Source organism: Bernardetia sp. ABR2-2B (assembly GCF_037126435.1).
Taxonomy (GTDB): Bacteria; Bacteroidota; Bacteroidia; order Cytophagales; family Bernardetiaceae; genus Bernardetia.
In genome coordinates this window covers 5,194,577-5,212,421 of record NZ_CP147020.1, presented here as the reverse complement: position 1 = coordinate 5,212,421, position 17,845 = coordinate 5,194,577, and the positions used below count along the sequence as shown (strand labels likewise).

At 31.9% G+C, this 17,845-nt stretch carries 14 protein-coding genes; 5 read left to right on the top strand and 9 right to left on the bottom strand.

Annotated elements, in window-relative coordinates; all coding sequences use genetic code 11:
- Nucleotides 1-138: 138 nt before the first annotated feature.
- The 4 genes from WAF17_RS21955 to WAF17_RS21940 all read right to left on the bottom strand — a co-directional run bounded on the left by WAF17_RS21955 (nucleotide 139) and on the right by WAF17_RS21940 (nucleotide 4,827).
- Complete coding sequence (locus WAF17_RS21955; protein WP_338764473.1) at nucleotides 139-2,334, bottom strand: redoxin domain-containing protein; 2,196 nt, start codon at nucleotides 2,332-2,334, stop codon at nucleotides 139-141.
- Between the two features lie 61 nt (nucleotides 2,335-2,395).
- The gene (locus tag WAF17_RS21950; protein WP_338764470.1) at nucleotides 2,396-2,641 is read right to left on the bottom strand and encodes a hypothetical protein; all 246 of its coding nucleotides are present in this window, start codon (nucleotides 2,639-2,641) and stop codon (nucleotides 2,396-2,398) included.
- Nucleotides 2,642-2,815: 174 nt separating this feature from the next.
- A complete protein-coding gene (locus WAF17_RS21945) occupies nucleotides 2,816-4,402 on the bottom strand; it encodes a M56 family metallopeptidase (protein WP_338764468.1) in 1,587 nt (528 codons plus the stop codon).
- Nucleotides 4,403-4,449: 47 nt separating this feature from the next.
- Nucleotides 4,450-4,827, bottom strand: a complete 378-nt coding sequence (locus tag WAF17_RS21940; protein ID WP_338764466.1) for a BlaI/MecI/CopY family transcriptional regulator — start codon at nucleotides 4,825-4,827, stop codon at nucleotides 4,450-4,452.
- Nucleotides 4,828-5,103: 276 nt separating this feature from the next.
- Between WAF17_RS21940 and WAF17_RS21935 the strand changes: the two genes are divergently transcribed.
- From WAF17_RS21935 to WAF17_RS21920, 4 genes are all read left to right on the top strand, one after another.
- The gene (locus tag WAF17_RS21935) at nucleotides 5,104-5,613 is read left to right on the top strand and encodes an SRPBCC family protein (RefSeq protein ID WP_338764463.1); all 510 of its coding nucleotides are present in this window, start codon (nucleotides 5,104-5,106) and stop codon (nucleotides 5,611-5,613) included.
- 96 nt (nucleotides 5,614-5,709) lie between these two features.
- A complete protein-coding gene (locus tag WAF17_RS21930) occupies nucleotides 5,710-6,066 on the top strand; it encodes a nuclear transport factor 2 family protein (protein ID WP_338764461.1) in 357 nt (118 codons plus the stop codon).
- 63 nt (nucleotides 6,067-6,129) lie between these two features.
- On the top strand, nucleotides 6,130-6,669 hold the full coding sequence (locus WAF17_RS21925; RefSeq protein WP_338764459.1) for an SRPBCC family protein: 540 nt from the start codon (nucleotides 6,130-6,132) through the stop codon (nucleotides 6,667-6,669).
- Between the two features lie 85 nt (nucleotides 6,670-6,754).
- Nucleotides 6,755-7,636, top strand: a complete 882-nt coding sequence (locus WAF17_RS21920) for an RNA polymerase sigma factor (RefSeq protein ID WP_338764457.1) — start codon at nucleotides 6,755-6,757, stop codon at nucleotides 7,634-7,636.
- 192 nt (nucleotides 7,637-7,828) lie between these two features.
- Here WAF17_RS21920 and WAF17_RS21915 read toward each other — a convergent pair whose 3' ends face one another.
- The 5 genes from WAF17_RS21915 to WAF17_RS21895 all read right to left on the bottom strand — a co-directional run bounded on the left by WAF17_RS21915 (nucleotide 7,829) and on the right by WAF17_RS21895 (nucleotide 14,501).
- Complete coding sequence (locus WAF17_RS21915) at nucleotides 7,829-8,515, bottom strand: hypothetical protein (protein ID WP_338764456.1); 687 nt, start codon at nucleotides 8,513-8,515, stop codon at nucleotides 7,829-7,831.
- Nucleotides 8,516-8,633: 118 nt separating this feature from the next.
- Nucleotides 8,634-9,971, bottom strand: a complete 1,338-nt coding sequence (locus tag WAF17_RS21910) for an NAD(P)/FAD-dependent oxidoreductase (RefSeq protein WP_338764455.1) — start codon at nucleotides 9,969-9,971, stop codon at nucleotides 8,634-8,636.
- Between the two features lie 200 nt (nucleotides 9,972-10,171).
- A complete protein-coding gene (locus WAF17_RS21905; protein ID WP_338764454.1) occupies nucleotides 10,172-11,356 on the bottom strand; it encodes a cytochrome c peroxidase in 1,185 nt (394 codons plus the stop codon).
- Nucleotides 11,357-11,444: 88 nt separating this feature from the next.
- Nucleotides 11,445-12,788 (bottom strand): MATE family efflux transporter, encoded by a 1,344-nt coding sequence (locus tag WAF17_RS21900; RefSeq protein WP_338764452.1) that lies wholly within the window; start codon nucleotides 12,786-12,788, stop codon nucleotides 11,445-11,447.
- A gap of 81 nt (nucleotides 12,789-12,869) precedes the next feature.
- A complete protein-coding gene (locus WAF17_RS21895; RefSeq protein ID WP_338764450.1) occupies nucleotides 12,870-14,501 on the bottom strand; it encodes a polyamine aminopropyltransferase in 1,632 nt (543 codons plus the stop codon).
- Nucleotides 14,502-14,728: 227 nt separating this feature from the next.
- Between WAF17_RS21895 and WAF17_RS21890 the strand changes: the two genes are divergently transcribed.
- On the top strand, nucleotides 14,729-17,665 hold the full coding sequence (locus WAF17_RS21890) for a S8/S53 family peptidase (protein ID WP_338764449.1): 2,937 nt from the start codon (nucleotides 14,729-14,731) through the stop codon (nucleotides 17,663-17,665).
- Nucleotides 17,666-17,845: the final 180 nt, after the last annotated feature.

Sequence of the window (17,845 nt, the reverse complement as noted above, 5' to 3'; positions counted from 1 at the left end):
AAACCTATCACATAATTATATTTTAAAACATCTTGCTAAAATTACCTCTTGACTATCTGAATCTTAAATATAACTTGAAGCACAAAAAATGTAGATACTGCTCCAATCTTTGATTTGTTTTCTAAACAATATACAAAATTACTCTACAATCAAACTATTCAAAGCCCTTTTCATTTCTTCATAGATGCTTTCTTTGTAGCCAATTTCTCCAAAAATAACAGTTCCTGTTCTGTCAATAATTATATTGGTTGGAAAAAGAGGAATGAAATAGTTTTCAGTCAAAATTTTAGAATCTGCCATTATATCATAATAAAACTGCTTTTTCTGTAAGAATTTTTCAATTTGCTTTTTAGTATCCATTCTTGAAACAGCCAAAAAAATCACTCCTTTACCTGCATATTCTTCTGCTAATTTATTGAGTTGTGGCATTTCTTGCAAACAAGGCGCACGACCAATAAACCAATAATTGATAACAATAACTTTTCCTGCCAAATCAGAAAGCATATATTTATCGCCAGTAATGGTTTCTACTTCAAAATCTTGTGCAGGATTGTTGAGCGTATAAGTTTTGAAAAGGCGAGTGCGTTCCTTAAAATCAAGTTTAGCAAAAATCTGACGAAGAGAATCTAAATTTTCATCAGCCATGATACTTTTTCCAATATTTGTTTTGACTTTAGGTTGAGTTACTTCTATTTTATTTTTATCAAAAAAAGAATTTTCTATTTCTTCTTCAAAATCGTAGCTAATTCTAGTTTTATCTGAATATTTGATGTTCATTTTATAGCTCTTCTCTTTATTCTCGTTTTGCTTGTCTAAGGAAAAATTATAAAAAACAGGCTGAACATTCATATTCATATAAAAAAAGTCATTTTTTGTTGCTTGTTTGTTTTGATAAAAATTCTTAGGCATAAATGTATTCTCATTTATCTGTTTCAAAGAAATTGTATCATTATAATGAATCAGAAGTAACTTTTTACTGGTTTTATCAATCAAAACAATTTTTTCATTTTCATATTTTCCTGTATATTTTTGTAGAAAATCAGTTGAGGTAATACTATCATTTAGTTTTGTTTGGTCAGCTTCAAAATACGTCTGGACGTATTCCATTATATCTTTGCTTTCTGGATATTGATACTCTTCTTTAAAATTTTGAAAGGCTTTTAAAAATGCTGTTTCTTTTGGATTTTGAGAATAAAAAGTAGGCAAAATAGAATAATTGAATTTTTCGTTTGTCGTATTTCTTAATGTTGCAAAAGGCACAATGAAAGGCATTGTCGAATAAATATCACATTCTTTGGTAAGTTGCCAGTTTTCAGAAGTAGGCTGACCAACTACAAAAGTCGTTTTGGGACGCTTTTTTTGAAGAAAATGAATAAAAAAATTAGTCAATCCTGCTGTATTTTTGTTTGTTAGAATGTAAATAGGAAGGTTTGAATCAATTCTTGATAGTTTTTTGATGGCTTTAGCAAACTTTTTTCCTTCCTTTCCATTACTTTCTTTTGTAGGAAGTGTTATAGGTAATATTTGATTTTGTGCTGTTTGATAATTTCCAAAAGCATACTGTTTCTCATTTATTAGTTTATTATTTTCTTCTGAAAAAACATGTAAAAGTGTAGCTATGCTTTCAAGATTCCCATATTTTACATTTCTCAAATCCAAAACAAGCGCATTACCTTCTTTTATAAAATTGACAAGCGACTTTGTTTTTTCTATATCTTTATCAAAAAGCCATTCGGTCAGTTTTAGATAGCGAATATTTCCCTCTTGTATTTCTTGATTCGCAATACCATAGTTTTGAGAAATAAGAGCTGCTTTTCTCATTTTTTCTCTCAACACAGCAGTATTTATGTACTTGTCTTTTTTTCTTAGAAAAGAGAAAAAGCCTTTTTTGTAATATTCAGAAGTATAAGGAAACTCACTTCTACCATTTTTTATTTCATAATTCTTTATCCATTTTTTTGAATAGATTTTGCTTTTTTCATCTAAAGAATCATATTTTGCAGCTCTTACAAAATGGTGTTTTGTGCTGTATAAGGAAAGAAGACTTGTATGTTTGTAACTAAATTCGAATAATTCATTTTCCTTTTTGAGTTCTTGATTTAACTTTTCTACAAACTCCATGGCATTACTTCTAGAAAGTTGTTTTTCTGTTTCAAAAAACGATTCTATCTTTTTTCTTAAAGCAATTTTTTGAGCAGAATCAGGATAATATTCCAGATACAAATCCAGTTTTTCTTGAATTTCCTCTAAATCCCTAGAATCTATATGAGGCGTTTGAGAAAAAGCAGAAAACGAAAAACTGAAAAGAAGTAATAGAGTAAGAATAATTTTCATGAAAAATGTATGTGTAAACCGTCAATGAGACATAAAGCTGTCGTTGAGGTATCTTTAAAAATTAGAAACAACCTAAAAAATAGCCATTAAAAGAAACTGTATATATCAATTTCAGACACTCACAGGCTTCTTTTTGTTTGTTATTATCATCTTTGGTATCTGTAATTTTTTGAGGCTTTGGTTTTTTGGGAGGTACATAGTTTGGTTTTGGACGAAGGTATATTTTCCCTGCCGAATCTAAGATATTAATTCCATCGGCTTTCATTTTTTCTATTTCTTCCTTTGAAATTTTTGTGAATTGTGCCACTACTTTTGTAGTGCAACAGAAAAATAAAAAAAACACGAAGACAAAAAACATTTTCATTTTTGTTGTAAATTTAGAGTTTATATTTTTTTTTGGTAAAAAAGCCTAAACAAAACTGCTTAGACTTTTTTCATTCCCCTTAAATAACTTGTGTTTTTTAGGACACAAATTTTTAATTTATCGTTTGAAAGACAATTCAGCATTTTTGGTTTCTGTATCTTCTTTTTCCATTTTAAGGTAATAAACTGCTGTTTCATCAATTTTGAAAGTCTTGTATTTTTCGTTTTCAGTAGAGGTAAATTCCACCAAAACTTTATCCCTTGCTTCATTGACTAATTGAAATTTCATATTCTTATCCCCTAAAGATACTTTGTACTCTGTGCCTTCCGAAAAAATAACTGTATATTCATAAGATTTGGCATCAGTTTTATCTAAGCTATACGTTTTTACTTTTGTATAGCCTTCTTTATCTTTTTTTGGTTTCACAATTTCACTTTCTTCAAACTTACGAGAAGCCATAGCTAAAGAAGTATTCTTTTTTCCATCAGGAACTGTAATTTCTAGTCTATATTTTGTAGTTGTGGTATTTCGGAAAGTAAAACCTCTAAAATACTTATCCATTTTTTCTATATAATTTGTTACGATTTGTTCTCCTTTTTCATCAAACATTTTGATTTCTACACCTTCAAAATCTTCAGCAGGAAACAGACGTAACATATAATCATTATTTTTTTCTAAATCCAATTCCATAGTAGTTGTAGAACGAATTTTATACGACTTTCCTATTTCATAATCTTTAGGAAAAGCCCCTGCAAAGTCATTGCTAGAAACTTCTGAACGCTCCGAAATTTCAACATATTCTTTCAAACAACTGGTCATAAAAACACACAAGAAAAGAGCAGGAACGGCAAACATAATTTTGAGCTTTGCAATCCCACGAGAAGGCGATTTAGTAATCATAATAACACGTTTTTTAAGTAATGAATAGTGATGAAATTTGGTAACAAAAGGCAGGTTTCTACCCACAAAATGTTGATTGATAAGTAAGTTGAGATACTGTTTTTTATTAGAAAAATGAGTGATGGTTTCTTTGTCAGCTAAATATTCGTGTGTATCTCTCAATGCCTTTTTATAGAAATAAATAAGAGGGTTGAACCACAATAGAAGCCCCAAAAACTCAATCAAGAGCAAATCTAAGGCGTGTTTTTGTCTGACATGTGCCTTTTCGTGAGCAATAATTTCAGTTTGTTCTGACTCTGAAAAATCATTAGTAGCAGAAATAAAAACCCAATTAAAGAAAGAAAAAGGTTCGGTTTCTGATTTGGTTTCTATGAGTATAAAATGCTTTTTTTGAGTTTTTTGTCCTCTGAAATATAATTTCAAAATCATTGATAAGCCTAACAAAATTCTAATAAAAATAACTGTAATTCCTAGAGTATAAATTAGAAAAATCCAAGTAGAAGGCTCTGAAAAAACACTTTTGGTGGTTTCTGTTGTGGCGTTATTGATTGCATCTCCATAAAACAGAAAAATATCAATTTCGGGAACGGTTACAGCAGTAGATTTTTGAAAGAATATTTCAAAAAAACTAGAAATATTGAGTGGAAAAAAAGGTAAAATAAGCGTCAGTAACAACGCAGTAACCAAGTATTTTCTATTCAGATTAAAGAAAGTTTCATTTTTTAAAAACAGAAAATAAGGAATATAAAGCAAGACCAAAAACAGGCTACATTGCAATAAATAATCAAAAAAAAGGAGTTTCATTTTTAATGGTGATTAATGGTAAGTGATTAGTGATTAATTAAATTCAATCACTTTTTATCATTTTTCTTCTCTTCTTTTTCCATCATTTTCATGATGTCATCTAGCTCGTCAATATCTATTTCTTCTTTTTTTGCAAAAAATGAAACTAGCTTTTTGAACGAACCATCAAAATACCTATCTAGTACGCTTCTAGTAGCAAATTTTGCATATTCTTCTCTACTTATCAATGGAAAATACTGATGCGTATTTCCGTAGGCTTTGTGTCCGACAAACTTTTTAGTTTCTAATATTCTGATAATCGTCGAAACGGTGGTATAACTTGGCTTTTTACCTTCAATTTTTTCAATTAATTCTTTTACAAATGCTTTTTCGGCATCCCAAAGAAGTTGCATAATTTTTTCTTCGGCTTTTGTGAGTTCTTGCATAATTTTTTTAGGAAATGGGAATTAGGTATGGGGAATTAGAAATTAAATTAGCTTACTAACTAACTATTTAGTTGATACAAACATACAGCAATAAAACTAAAAAAACAAGTTATTCAACTATATCTTTAGTTATTGTTTAAAAATAAAAAATACTATCCATTAAAGTGACTGATTCTATCTTTTTTTAGAAAAAAATCAAATTGAGTTGTAACACATAGATATTTTCTTGCTCTAAAGGGTAAATCGTTTTAGAAAACCTTTAAATCAAAAATAATTATGTCAAATATTGCAATTCAAAAACAAATAGAAATAAATGCTTCTGCTAAGGAAGTTTGGAACATTCTTGCTAATGATTATGAGAATGTTGGAAAGTGGGCGACTATAATACCAGAATCAGCAGCAAGGAAAGACCATGCTGGAAAAGTAGCAGGGCGCACTTGTAGTTCTTCTTACGGAGATGTGCAAGAAATGATTACTGAATTTGATGAGAAAAACATGCAGTACGCCTATAAAGCAGATGGTTTGTCTGCTATGTTTAAGGAAGGGGGGAATGTTTGGAATGTCAAATCAAAAGGAGAAAATACTTCTTTAGTTACAATGAACTTAAAGATGAAAATGAATCCAGTTATGGGACTTTTGATGGGCTGGATGATAAAGCCTAAAATGAATAAAGACACAACCCTACTTATGGAAGACCTCAAATACTATGTAGAAACAGGAAACCCACATCCTCGCAAAATAAAATCAGTAGAAAAGTGGAACAAACAAAAAGCGAAGAAAAAATAAAAAGGTAGAAGTTGTAACACCTTACTTATTTCTTACTCTAAGTTGTGAGAACACAAACTATTTCATTTTAATTAAAAAATTTAAACTTCAAAAATTATGTCAGTCAATCAAATTGCTCAAAAACTTCATACAGCGATTATCGCTATGGATATGGATACAATTCATAATACTCTTTTTTCAGATTCTATAGAATCTATTGAGCCTAATTTTCCTCCTATGTCTCACGCAAAAGGTATAGAACAAGTAAAAGAAAAAGCAAAAATGTTTGGTGGAAATATCAAAGAACTACACAAGCGAGAAATAGATGAAAAGATAATTGTAGCAGGAAATTATATTTCTCTAGGAATGAGCTTTGATGCTACACTACAAGATGGAAACAGAATGCAATTATCCGAACTCGTCATTTATAAAGTAGAAGATGATAAAATTGTGAGCGAACAGTTCTTTTATTGATTCTTACTTTTAGCAATTTCTTCTTATTCAATTCAATTATTTCATTAAAAAAATAGTAAAACTATGAATTTTTCAGTTCAAAAATCAATCGTCTTTTTAGTTCTTTCATTCTTTTTATTTAGTTTCGGATTTCAACAAAAAAATCCAAAAAATGAATATCCTAACCCAGTTTTGGTAAAAACACAAGTAGTAGATGCTTCGGCAAAAGAAACTTGGAAAGTAGTGGCTCAATTTGATAATTTGGCAGAGCTTACACCTAACTTTCTACATAGTGTAAAGATAAAGGGCAAAATTGGAGAAGGTTGTGAAAGAACCTGTACTTCGCCAGACCAAAAAAGCTTCTACAAAGAGAAAGTAACACACTTCAATAAAAAAGAAATGTATTATCGTTATGCCCTTACAGAAGGTTCAATTCCTGTGAAGAATATGGACAACTCATTTAGAGTAATTCCTTTAGGCAAAACTCAATCTTTAATTGTTTGGACGACAAGCTACGATTATGTAGAAAACCCAAATATGAGTAAAGAAAAGTTAGCAGGTTTTATGAATGCAGCTATTACTGAAATGCTAACTAACATAAACATTACTACTTCTAAAAGCTAAGTCATACTTTCAAATCAAAATTTTTAAAAACTCTAAGAAAAAAATATTTTTCTTAGAGTTTTATTATAACATACATACAGATACGATGGAAAATCCTTTTCAACTTCAAAACTATTCTGACCAAACAGATAACGAGCTTCTTGACCAAAGCATTGCAGGAAATAAAAAAGCCCTTAATCAACTCATAAAAAGGCATCAAATTTATATTTACAATGTTGCATGGAAAATGGTACATGACCCAAACGATGCGTGGGATATTACACAAGAGGTATTGGTTAAAGTAATTACTAATTTATCAAAATTCAAAAGAGAAAGTAATTTCAGAACGTGGATTTATCGAATTACTTTTAATCACTTTTTACAAACTCAAAAAACAAAGAAAGAAAAGATGGTTTCCTCTTTTGACTTTTTTGAAAAAACACTTGAAAATGCTATCGAAAGAGAATCAGATATGAACGAGCTAGAACAGGAGGAATATTCAGAGTATATCCAAGAAATGAAATTACAATGTATGGCAGGAATGCTACTCTGTTTGAGTAGAGAACAGCGTTTAGTTTATATTTTGGGAGAAGTTTTTCAGGCTGACCACAACTTAGGAGCTGAATTATTGAATGTCAGTACAGGTAATTTTCGGATAAAATTAAGTAGAGCCAAAAAAGATTTACATAATTTTTTGAACAATAAATGTGGCTTAGTCAATAAAAATAATCCCTGTCGTTGTAGAAAACAAACTAAATTTGCTTTAGAAAATGGCATTTTACAGAAAGGAAAGTTAAGTTTTAATCTTCAAGAAGAAGGTAATTTCAAAGATTTTATTGAACCTTTTTCAAACCAAATAGAAAATTTTATTGATGAAAAATATAGAGAACTTTATTCTGAACAGCCTTTTAAAAGTAAATTTGAAAAGCAAAATGCAATTAGAGAAATCATAGAAGATAAAACTATTCAAGAGCTTTTTGAAAAATAAATTATTTAAAAGAACATTGACTTGGAATCGACAAAAGAAATCAAAAACGAAGGTTTAAAACTAAAAAAACAAGCCGTTCAACTAAATACTTAGTTATTATTTAAAAATAAAAAACTGAAAGTCTAAAAATAGACTTTCAGTTACAATTAAACCGTCGTGGAGACTTCGCCGTAAACGAGGCCAAATAGAAAATTATCTACGCAACATAATTCCAAAAGAAGTATTAAATAGAGAAGGCTGTTCTTCACTAATTAATTCTGTTGTTTGATTAAGAATACTTTCTGTATTTGGCGAATAAAAATAAGGAGCATAACCAACGTCTATAAAAGGAGATAAAAATAATTTATCACTAAGCGTAAATTCATAGCCTGTTCTTATGCCTATATGTCCCCCAACTCCATAAGCTCGTGCTGTTTCTCCATCAAATTCAAAGGTTTCATCATTGATTTGTCTTCCCAACATTCCACCAATAACAGAAATGTGTAATTCTGTATAAAAAGGATTTTCATCTTTCTGATAATGAAGAATATAGCCTAATTTGGCAAAGTTTTGATTGAAAGTAGAGTTCAAGCCTTCATTTTCTGCGCTACTTCCAAAACGAGAATAAGACAAACCTATACCGTGAGAAAAATCAGAAGAAGAGCCAAAAAGATACGACACAGAAAGATTAAAACCATGAGAAAGCAAAGGCTGTTTTTTTTCCAAAAATGGACGACTAAAATTATAAGTTTGAATATTTTGATTCAATAATTTTGAATACAAATAGGTATAAGTTACACCAAAACGAAGCTGCTGTGCTGTTGATTTGTGTACTAAAAAGAAAGAAAAAAATCCTATCAAAAAGATAGAAAAACAGAAAAAGACAAATTTATTTTTCATATAATTATTTTTACCTCAACGATGGCAAAGCCTTGTTGACGGTTAGAAAAAGATTTAAAAGTAGAGTAAAGCAAATCGTCGTTGAGGCTTTGCCGTCAACGAGGATTAAAACAAAAATTTATTTTTTGACCGTATTTAAAAGATTGATTACTTCTCTGTAACCTGTTTCTACTGCACCTTGCACAGATTGATAACCTGTTACTGCCATCGCTTCCCCTGCAAAAAATAATTTATCGTTTACTGGTTTGGCTGCTTCTTTTCGTGCGTCTCCTATTCCTACGCTGCTATACGAATATGCTCCTTTCACAAACGGATTTGTCGTCCAATTTTCAACGTGAGCATCCACAAAATTTGCTGTTGCTTGTCCTTCGTACATCGTGTCTAGTTCTGCCAAAAGTGCGCTTACAATTGCTTCATCACTTCCTAAAGCTGTCAGTTCTTCGGCTTGTACTCCCATTACAAAACCTAAAAGTACGTTATCATTGGCTGATTTTCCGACGCTATCATCTGCGTAAGCTGCACAGACTTCTCCACCAATGATATTTTGTTCATAAAATCTTGAGCTAAATTTCATAAATACTTTCATTCCTGCATCCATTCCAATTTTATTAAATGCTGCCGTTTGTGCGCTCGGTAAAGCTGGAGAAAACTCAATATCTCCGTCTTTCAAAATGGTAATAGGAACAGTAATAATTACTTTATCAGTCGTATAAACACTATTATTGCTATCTGTAATCGATATTTTATCAGAAGAATAATCAATTTTTTTGACAATGATATTTAACTGAATTTTATCTTTTACATGAACAGCAATTTCTCTATCAATAAAATCAAAAAAGGTTTCTTCAAACTTCAAATCATCATCGCCCGAATTGAGTTTTTCTTCATCAATTCCATTGTATTTTGCCGAAAGTCTTGCTGCTGCTGCTCCTTGGTCACCTGCGATATTTTCTACAATATATTTATATTCTTCTCCAAAGCCTTTTTGAGTCGCATATTCTTGATACGAAACATCTGGTAAATCTTCGCCACTAAAAATATCAATATCTTTTGGCAAAGACTCTACAAGCTCATTTTGAAACCAATAAACAGCTTCTGATTCATCAACTGTAATTTTTGTTTTTGATTTTACTGCAATATCTCCCAAAATAGTATTTGTTCCGTGCATCCATTGCGCTCCTAGGTCAATCGGAAAATTAGCAAACGTATCTAGTTTTCCGACACGCCCACCATATTTATTACTTGCTTCTAAAATCTCAAAATCAATTCCTTTTGATTTCAAAACATAGGCTGCATAAAGTCCTGCTGCACCTGCTCCAATAATGGTAACCTTTCCGTCATAATCTGTTTCATCAAAGAGTGTATCTTCGCTGCAAGAAGATAAAAAAATAGAAGGCAGAAGCATTCCTCCTAAAGAAACTAAAGCAGATTGTTTTAAAAAATTTCGTCTGTCCATAAGTGTAAAATTTGAAAACTGTAAAGTAACGGCTTGAAAGCTAGATTCCTACCTTGAGATAGTGAATCTAAGAACGAGCTTTTAAACAGACTTTACAAAAAAACTATATAGACATTATATAGACAACAGAAAAAATCTAGTCATTTCTGATAAATAACTAGATTTTCTTTATAGGATTCAAGATTCCTTAAAATATTTTTTTATCTAAAAGGATTACTAAACTTTTCGTCTGTTATCATTTCATTATCTGTCAAGGTTTTTAGAAAGACAACTAACGCATCTTTTTCTTCTTGTGAAAGATTCATTCTTCTTGGGTTTCCTTCTGAATCTTTTAATATTCTCCCTAAATTAGGGTGTGCCTGTACTCCAGAGTTGTAATGCTCAACTACTTCTTCTAAGGTAGCAAAACGTCCGTCGTGCATATAAGGCGCACGCAACGCAACGTTTCTCAAAGAAGGTGTTTTGAAAGCTCCAATATCAGCTTGATTTCCTGTTGACTCATAGACTCCTAAATCAGTTGTAGATTCTGCATCTAATCCATTATTTGTAGATTGTAGAGGAGTAATAAATGCTTCTGTTCCATGACAGGCTACACAACCTAGACCACCCAAAGGAGGAGGATTTAAGAATAGCATTTTTCCTAAATTTTCTTCTTCTGTAAAATTACTAAAATTATCTATCGAACGATTTGTTGCAGCTCTTCCAATATCATATTTACTCTCATAACTTACCAAACTTCTAACAAACTGTGCTAGTGATTTCGAAATTCTATCTGTCGTAACTGTTTTATCTCCAAAAGCATCTTTAAAAAGAGGTTCGTAATAATCTGTTGCTTCTATTCTTGCAACAAGTGTATCCAAAGTAAGCCCCATTTCTACCTCATCTTGAATAGGTAATAAAACCTGCTCTTCTAAGGTAGCTGCTCTTTCGTCCCAAAAAAATGTTCCTTTTCTATAAAAAAGAGCATTTGTAAGTCCCATCGAATGCCTACGAGTATCACCTCCATCAAATCCTTTACTCAAAATTTTTGGGTCTGAAAACCCTTTATCTTGTACATGACAAGAAGCACAAGCAACTCTTCCATTTTTACTTAGATTTTTATCATAAAACAAAACTCTTCCAAGCGTTGCACCTGCATCCGTAATTTGATTTGTAGTAGGTGTATTATCCTCATTTAGAGTTGAATTCTGTCCTCCTACTTGTAAATCAGATGTAGAAAAATGAGATGGAAAAGTAATATTTGAATAATTAAATAATTCGTTTGGTAGGTTTAATATTTCGTTTTGGAGTTGTGGGTCTATTTTTTCACTTTCAGAACAAGAATACATTCCTAAAGAAAAAAGAAATAATAAGATGATAGAAATTCTAAATTTTATTTTTTTCATTGAATAAGTAATTAATTGTAAGTGGTCTGTTTTTCCTATTAGATACTTAGAAAATGAAAAGGTTTAGCCACAAACAAAAAAAACTTTTTTATTTGAATTTCTTTTGCTCAAAACGCCAAGTAAGTAGAATAGAAGACGTAATAAGTCCTAGACACAATCCCCACCAAACACCATGTACCCCCATTCCCAAAGGAAAAGCAAGTAGATACCCACCACCAATTCCGATTATCCAGTAGGAAAAAAGACTAATAGCTGTCGGGACTTTAATATCTTCTAAGCCTCTAAGATTTCCTGCCGAAACTACTTGTATTCCATCTGTAAGCTGAAAAACGGCTACAATAATCAGAAGTTGCATCGTTATTTCTACAATTTGTGCTGCATTTGGTTCGGCTTCGTTGATATACCAAAGTGGAATTTGGTCATTAAATAAAAATATTAATCCTGCCATAACTGCCATAAAAATGATAATCAAATAGACAGCACTTCTAGCTGTGATTTTGATTTCTGAAAGATTGTTTTTTCCTACTAAATTAGCAATGGCAACAGTTGTTCCTTGTGAAAGACCAACAGCTACCATAAAGGTGGTAAAAGCAATGTTGAGTGCAATTTGATGTGCAGCTAAGGCTTCTTTACTAATCCAACCTGCCATAATTGCAGCCACTCCGAATGCACCACTTTCGAAAGCCATTTGCATACCGATAGGCACTCCGATATTCAATAATTTCTTGAAAATTTCTTTCGAAAAAACAGATAAGGAAAACGTAAAATCAATAAACTGTCTAAAAAAGGGCAACCAAAAAAAGATAATTAGCATTACGACCAGCATCAAAATACGAGATACAAGTGTTGCTACTCCTGCGCCCACCAGACCTAATTCGGGAAAACCAAATTTGCCAAAAATGAGTAAATAATTAAGCACAATATTGACAACACAGGAAAGAATATTGACATTCATCGGAACTTTTGTCTTTGTGAGAGCTTCTGAAAACTGCTGCAAAGCCAAAAATAAAAACCAAGGAATAATAGAAAGAGCTACCAAACGATAATAGGGAATTGCTAAAATAACAACTGAAGGAGGCTGGTCAAGATAATCCAAAAATGGAATTGCCAGTTCAAATCCTAACCACATCAGTGTACTTACAAGGGCGTAAAGTACCATTCCGTTTTGCAAATATTTGGCACAAAGAGAAAAGTTTTGAGCAGCGTAGGCATTTGCAACAGGAGGTTTCAGACCATAAGTAAGACCAATTCCGAAGGTAGCAAATGTAAAAATAGCACTATTTGCAAAAGCTGCTGAGGCAAGTGCAACCGTATCGTAATTCCCTACCATAATCGTATCTGAAAGTGCAATCAGAACTGTCGTAATTTGTCCTAGAATAATTGGCGAAGACAAACGAATGTGTTTTTTGAAGTAGAAAAGGTAGTTTTTCATAGATAAAGTAGTGTTATTGTTGGTTGTTGCTTTGGTATAGTGATTAAAAAATTGCTGTGATTTATTCAGTTCAAAAAGATTTTAATAAACATACCAATTTCCGTCGTGATAATAACGATACAAAACAGGATTATGAATTGTATTTACTTCTAATTCATCATACTGAATTTCATTGCTTTTCCATTTTTTGCCAAACGAAGTAATTTGTAGCATCGCATCTTGATTGAGCCACTTTGTTTTTATATTTTTTATTTGAAGGTTTTGCATAGCACTTTTCAAGTCTTGGCTTTTCAGAGATTTATTTCCAACAACCCACCCCCATTCTCCCATCGTCAAAACTTGATTGTGCATAGGAAGTGTTTCAAACCCTGCTGTTTGCATTGTTTTGTCGATACAATCAAATGCCTTTGCTGCATAATAGGGACTTCCTGCTTGTGTAACAAAAATTCCTTGTGGACGTAGGTGTTGATAGCAAAGTTGATAAAATTCTAATGTATAAAGACGATTTACTTCAATCGTTTTTGGGTCTGGAAAATCAACAATCATTACATCATAAAAAACCATACTATCAGCCAAAAAGGTAAAAGCATCGTTATTATAAACTCTTACACGCTCGTTATTCAATGAGTTTTGATTTACTTTCTTGATGATAGGATTTTCTTTTCCTAGTCTTGTCATGGAAGGGTCTAAATCTACAAGTGTTATGCTGTTGATATTATCATATTTTAATACTTCTCTTGCAGCGCATCCATCTCCACCTCCTAGAATCAGAACATCAATTTTGCCTTCCTTCCTATACTCTGTATTATTTTTAGTCGTTGATTGTGTAGCAAGTTGCATTACTGGATGTACAAGTGGTTCGTGATAAAGCCATTCATCAAAGGTACTGAATTGAAGGTGAGAATTAAGATAGAGCCAATAATCATTTTTATATTGTGTCATGACTATTTTTTGATAACGACTTTGCTCTTCATAGACTATTTTATCTGTATAACGCTTCTGTTCTCCGTAACGAACAATTGGTTTTGCAGTTACTACTCCAAAAATAATTATTCCAAAAGTGAGCAGACTTATTCCTTTGAGATTGCGCTGCCAATTTCCTTCAAAAAGAGGTTTTAAAGTAAAAAGAACCAAGATGCCAACTAAAAAATTAATTATTCCAAGAATAAAAGGCATATAAGTAAGACCAATATATTCTAGTCCAATAAAGGCAAAAAATAATCCTCCAGCTAAAGAACCATAATAATCCTTTTCCATGACAGAGGAAATATTAAAACGCAGCTCTTCATAATTTTCATTGATACGAGTTACTAAAGGAATCTCAAAACCAATTAAAAGACCTATCAAAATACTTAATGTATAGATTACAATTCCTATCCACTCACTTACAGAAGCAATTCCGTAGGTAAGAAGCGAACAAAAAGATACGAGCAAAGACAAAATAAGCTCACAAGCAATAAAGAGTTCGATAAGGTTTTTCTTAAAAAATTGGCTTAATCTACTTCCCAAACCCATAGAAAAAAGCATTACCGAAACAATAAGTGTAAACTGTTTGACAGAATCGCCTAGAAAATAAGTTGCTAAGGTAGATAAAATATACTCTGCTACAATTCCTGAAAGTCCTGTTGCAAAGAGTGCAATTTTGAGGGTACGTGAAGGAGTCCAAAAAGAGTGAAAAGAAAGAAGAGAACGGCTAGATTTATTTTTATCCATTGGTAATTTATTGTATCAAGCAAAATAATAAAAGTCTTCAAAGGTCTGAAAAATAAATTAGTTTCTAAAAAATCATTTTTATAATTATTTATTAGAATAAAAGTTGATGTTCTGAAAAAATATTGATAATTTAATTTTATCTTCAAAAAATTCAAATTGTTTTATTATTAATGTTCCAAACTTAATATATTTGTAATATCTTTTACTCAAACCATAAAAAATATATAATGCGTACTACCATAACTTCTTATGCTGCATTTTGCTTAATTGGTTTATTTATGTTCTCATCGAACTTATTTATCCAAACAGCACAAGCACAGTTCCCTAGCAAATCAAATTACAAACTTCCAAAAGGAATTACAGAAAAAGACATTGAAGCAGGTCGTGTTTGGTTTACACTAAAACCAGAATACCGAAATGCTTTTCAGAGTAGCAATCCTTTATCTAGACTTATAAACCGTACATCAACTAACTATGTAAAACAAGTATTTCCAAAAACAGAACATAGAAGAAAACTTACCAAAACTCAAGCAAATAAAAATATTTCTGGGGTAGATATTTCTCTTATTTATCAGTTAAACTTAGACGAAAGCGTAGATGTTTTTAGCTTAATTGATGAATTGATAGCTACAGGTATGGTAGAGATAGCCGAACCAGTTCCTGCTAATAAAATGTACTATATTCCTAATGATACAGATATTGCTGAACAGCAGTATTTGTCTAGAATTAGAGCTTATGAGGCTTGGGATATTACGAAGGGAGACTCTACTGTTTTAGTAGGTATTGTTGATTCTGGTTTTGACTTTAATCATCCAGACCTAAAAGATAAAGTATATTATAACCAAAATGATCCTATTGATGGAATAGACAATGACAATGATGGTTATATTGATAACCATTATGGATGGGATTTTGCAGGTGCAACTATTCCTGATAACTTTCAGTTAGTCCAAGATAATGATCCTCAACTTCCTAGAGCTGGAGTAGATCATGGTATTTCGGTGGCAGGTTGTGCAGCAGCAGCTACTGACAACAACTTGGGCATTGCAGGTACAGGGTTCAATGTTAAGTTAGTCAACACTAAACATTCTCCAGATGACGTACCACAAACTCTGAGCATTTATGATGGATATTCAGGAATTGTATATATGATGGAAACAGGTGTAAAAATTATAAATTGTTCTTGGGGTGGAGCTTTTCCTAGTCAAATTGGAGCAGCTATTGTCAAAAGTGCCATTGAAGATTACGGTTGTTTAATTATTGTAGCTGCAGGTAATGATGGTCAAAACTTAGCTCAATTTCCAGCTAGCTATGATGGTGTTCTTTCAGTTGGTTCTACTACTGCAAGAGATGAAATATCAAGTTTTACTAATTATGATTATAGTGTAGATATTCTTTCTCCTGGTAGTGATATTTATACAACTGCTCATAGTGATGCAAATAATGGAGAATATGGAGCTACCTCAGGTACTTCTTTTTCAGCTCCTATTGTGGCAGGAGCAGCTGCACTCGTTTGGTCGCACCGTCCAGAACTTACTCCTGTTCAGATAGGAGAACTTATGCGTATTACATCTGACCCACTGGACGATAGGTTTGAACCACAATATAACGGAAAAGTAGGACGAGGTCGTATGAATATGCTACGTGCCTTAACAGAATTTCCTGTGGCTGTACGTATGAAAGAATTTGATTTAGTAAGAGCAGAAGATGGAAAAATTCCTTATGCTGGAGATGTTGCAGTCTTTAATGCAAGTTTCTTTAGTTATTTGGCTGCCAGTGAGTCAGACTTTCAAATTAAAATTGAATCTATTGATGCTAACTCATCTATACTAGAAGGAGATATCATTTATGAAGGTGTAATGAATACAAACCAGTCTATCACTACACAAGACCAAATAAGAGTACAGGTTAGTCCCACATTAGAAAACTTTGGAGTGGTTACTCTACGTATCACTTATACTCAAGATGGATATGAGGCACAAGAATTTGCTTCTTTTGTTGTAAACCCTGCTTTTATTACTCTTGATGAAAATAATATTACTACATCAGTAGACAGTAAAGGTACAATTGGAAGACATGAAAAAATAACTGTTGGAAATGGATTTTTGTATAAGAATACAGAAATGCTTTATGAATTAGGCTTAATGTTTAGTTCGGACACTAAGTTATCAAATACAGTACGCTCTATTGATGATATTTATGATGAAGACTTCAGAGTGATTACTCCAATTGTGGCTTTACCACCAGATGAAAATGAGCCTGAAAAATCAGTATGGCAGACAACATTTAATGATAGTGGTGCAGCAGGTTCAAGGCTTTCAATAAATACAACTCAAAGCCTACAACTTTGGAATGTAGAAGGTGCTGAAGACTTTATAGTAGTTGAATATGTTTTTCAAAATATGACAAGTCAAGATATTAGTAACTTTTATGCTGGTCTGTATGGAGACTGGGATATTGGAGGAGGAGAGGAGTCTGGCAATAATCAAGCTATTTGGAAAGACAACCTAAATGCTACAATTATTTCTGCAAAAGATCCAAATATACCTCGTGTGGGAGTAGGAGTTTTAGACTTATTTTCCACTGCTGGAAGATACTCACTCATATCTAATGACCCAGACTTTGTAGGAACTCCTTATGGTGTATATGATGGATTTACAGACCAAGAAAAAAGAAGATCTTTATTAGGTACTTCTAATACAAGTATTGGTGTTTCGACAGGAACAGATGTAAGTGCAACTATTTCAGCAGGTCCTTATACAATTCCTGTGGGAGAAAGAATTGTTATTGCTTTCGTATTAGCAGCAGGAGATAACGATACTGTTATTGAAGAAGCTATCATAAAAGCAAATGAGCTTTATACGCCTTCTATTGCAGTACAAGAACCACAACCAGTAGGTATTGAATATGAAAATGAACTCTCAAGAGCTATTCGTGTATTTCCTAACCCTGCATCTAATGATATAAATATAGATGTTAGTGCTTTGAATAGTAATAAGCCTATTGAGTTTACACTCTTAAATATCTTGGGGCAACAAATTCTCAAAACTACTCTTACAAAAGAACAAACTACTTTAAAGGTAGATATTCTTCCAGCAGGACAGTATATCTTGAGATTCAATAATGGAACAACAGTAGGAACAAAGACATTAATTATCAAATAACTCTTGCTTTATTTTCTAAAAACACACTTTATTTTTTATAAATAGAGTGTGTTTTTTTATATAGATAGGTAACAAAATCATCAAAATCCAATTTTCATTATTCAATAATTAAAACAAAAATACTCTATAGCCGTTCTTATAACTGAATCATTTTTTTTTATTCAACTTTTTAAACTTTAT

Excerpts from the sequence above, each read along its gene's own strand:
- WAF17_RS21955 (WP_338764473.1), bottom strand. The coding sequence starts at position 2,334 with ATGAAAATTATTCTTACTCTATTACTTCTTTTCAGTTTTTCGTTTTCT.
- WAF17_RS21945 (WP_338764468.1), bottom strand. The coding sequence starts at position 4,402 with ATGAAACTCCTTTTTTTTGATTATTTATTGCAATGTAGCCTGTTTTTG.
- WAF17_RS21940 (WP_338764466.1), bottom strand. The coding sequence starts at position 4,827 with ATGCAAGAACTCACAAAAGCCGAAGAAAAAATTATGCAACTTCTTTGG.
- WAF17_RS21935 (WP_338764463.1), top strand. The coding sequence starts at position 5,104 with ATGTCAAATATTGCAATTCAAAAACAAATAGAAATAAATGCTTCTGCT.
- WAF17_RS21930 (WP_338764461.1), top strand. The coding sequence starts at position 5,710 with ATGTCAGTCAATCAAATTGCTCAAAAACTTCATACAGCGATTATCGCT.
- WAF17_RS21925 (WP_338764459.1), top strand. The coding sequence starts at position 6,130 with ATGAATTTTTCAGTTCAAAAATCAATCGTCTTTTTAGTTCTTTCATTC.
- WAF17_RS21920 (WP_338764457.1), top strand. The coding sequence starts at position 6,755 with ATGGAAAATCCTTTTCAACTTCAAAACTATTCTGACCAAACAGATAAC.
- WAF17_RS21915 (WP_338764456.1), bottom strand. The coding sequence starts at position 8,515 with ATGAAAAATAAATTTGTCTTTTTCTGTTTTTCTATCTTTTTGATAGGA.
- WAF17_RS21910 (WP_338764455.1), bottom strand. The coding sequence starts at position 9,971 with ATGGACAGACGAAATTTTTTAAAACAATCTGCTTTAGTTTCTTTAGGA.
- WAF17_RS21905 (WP_338764454.1), bottom strand. The coding sequence starts at position 11,356 with ATGAAAAAAATAAAATTTAGAATTTCTATCATCTTATTATTTCTTTTT.
- WAF17_RS21900 (WP_338764452.1), bottom strand. The coding sequence starts at position 12,788 with ATGAAAAACTACCTTTTCTACTTCAAAAAACACATTCGTTTGTCTTCG.
- WAF17_RS21895 (WP_338764450.1), bottom strand. The coding sequence starts at position 14,501 with ATGGATAAAAATAAATCTAGCCGTTCTCTTCTTTCTTTTCACTCTTTT.
- WAF17_RS21890 (WP_338764449.1), top strand. The coding sequence starts at position 14,729 with ATGCGTACTACCATAACTTCTTATGCTGCATTTTGCTTAATTGGTTTA.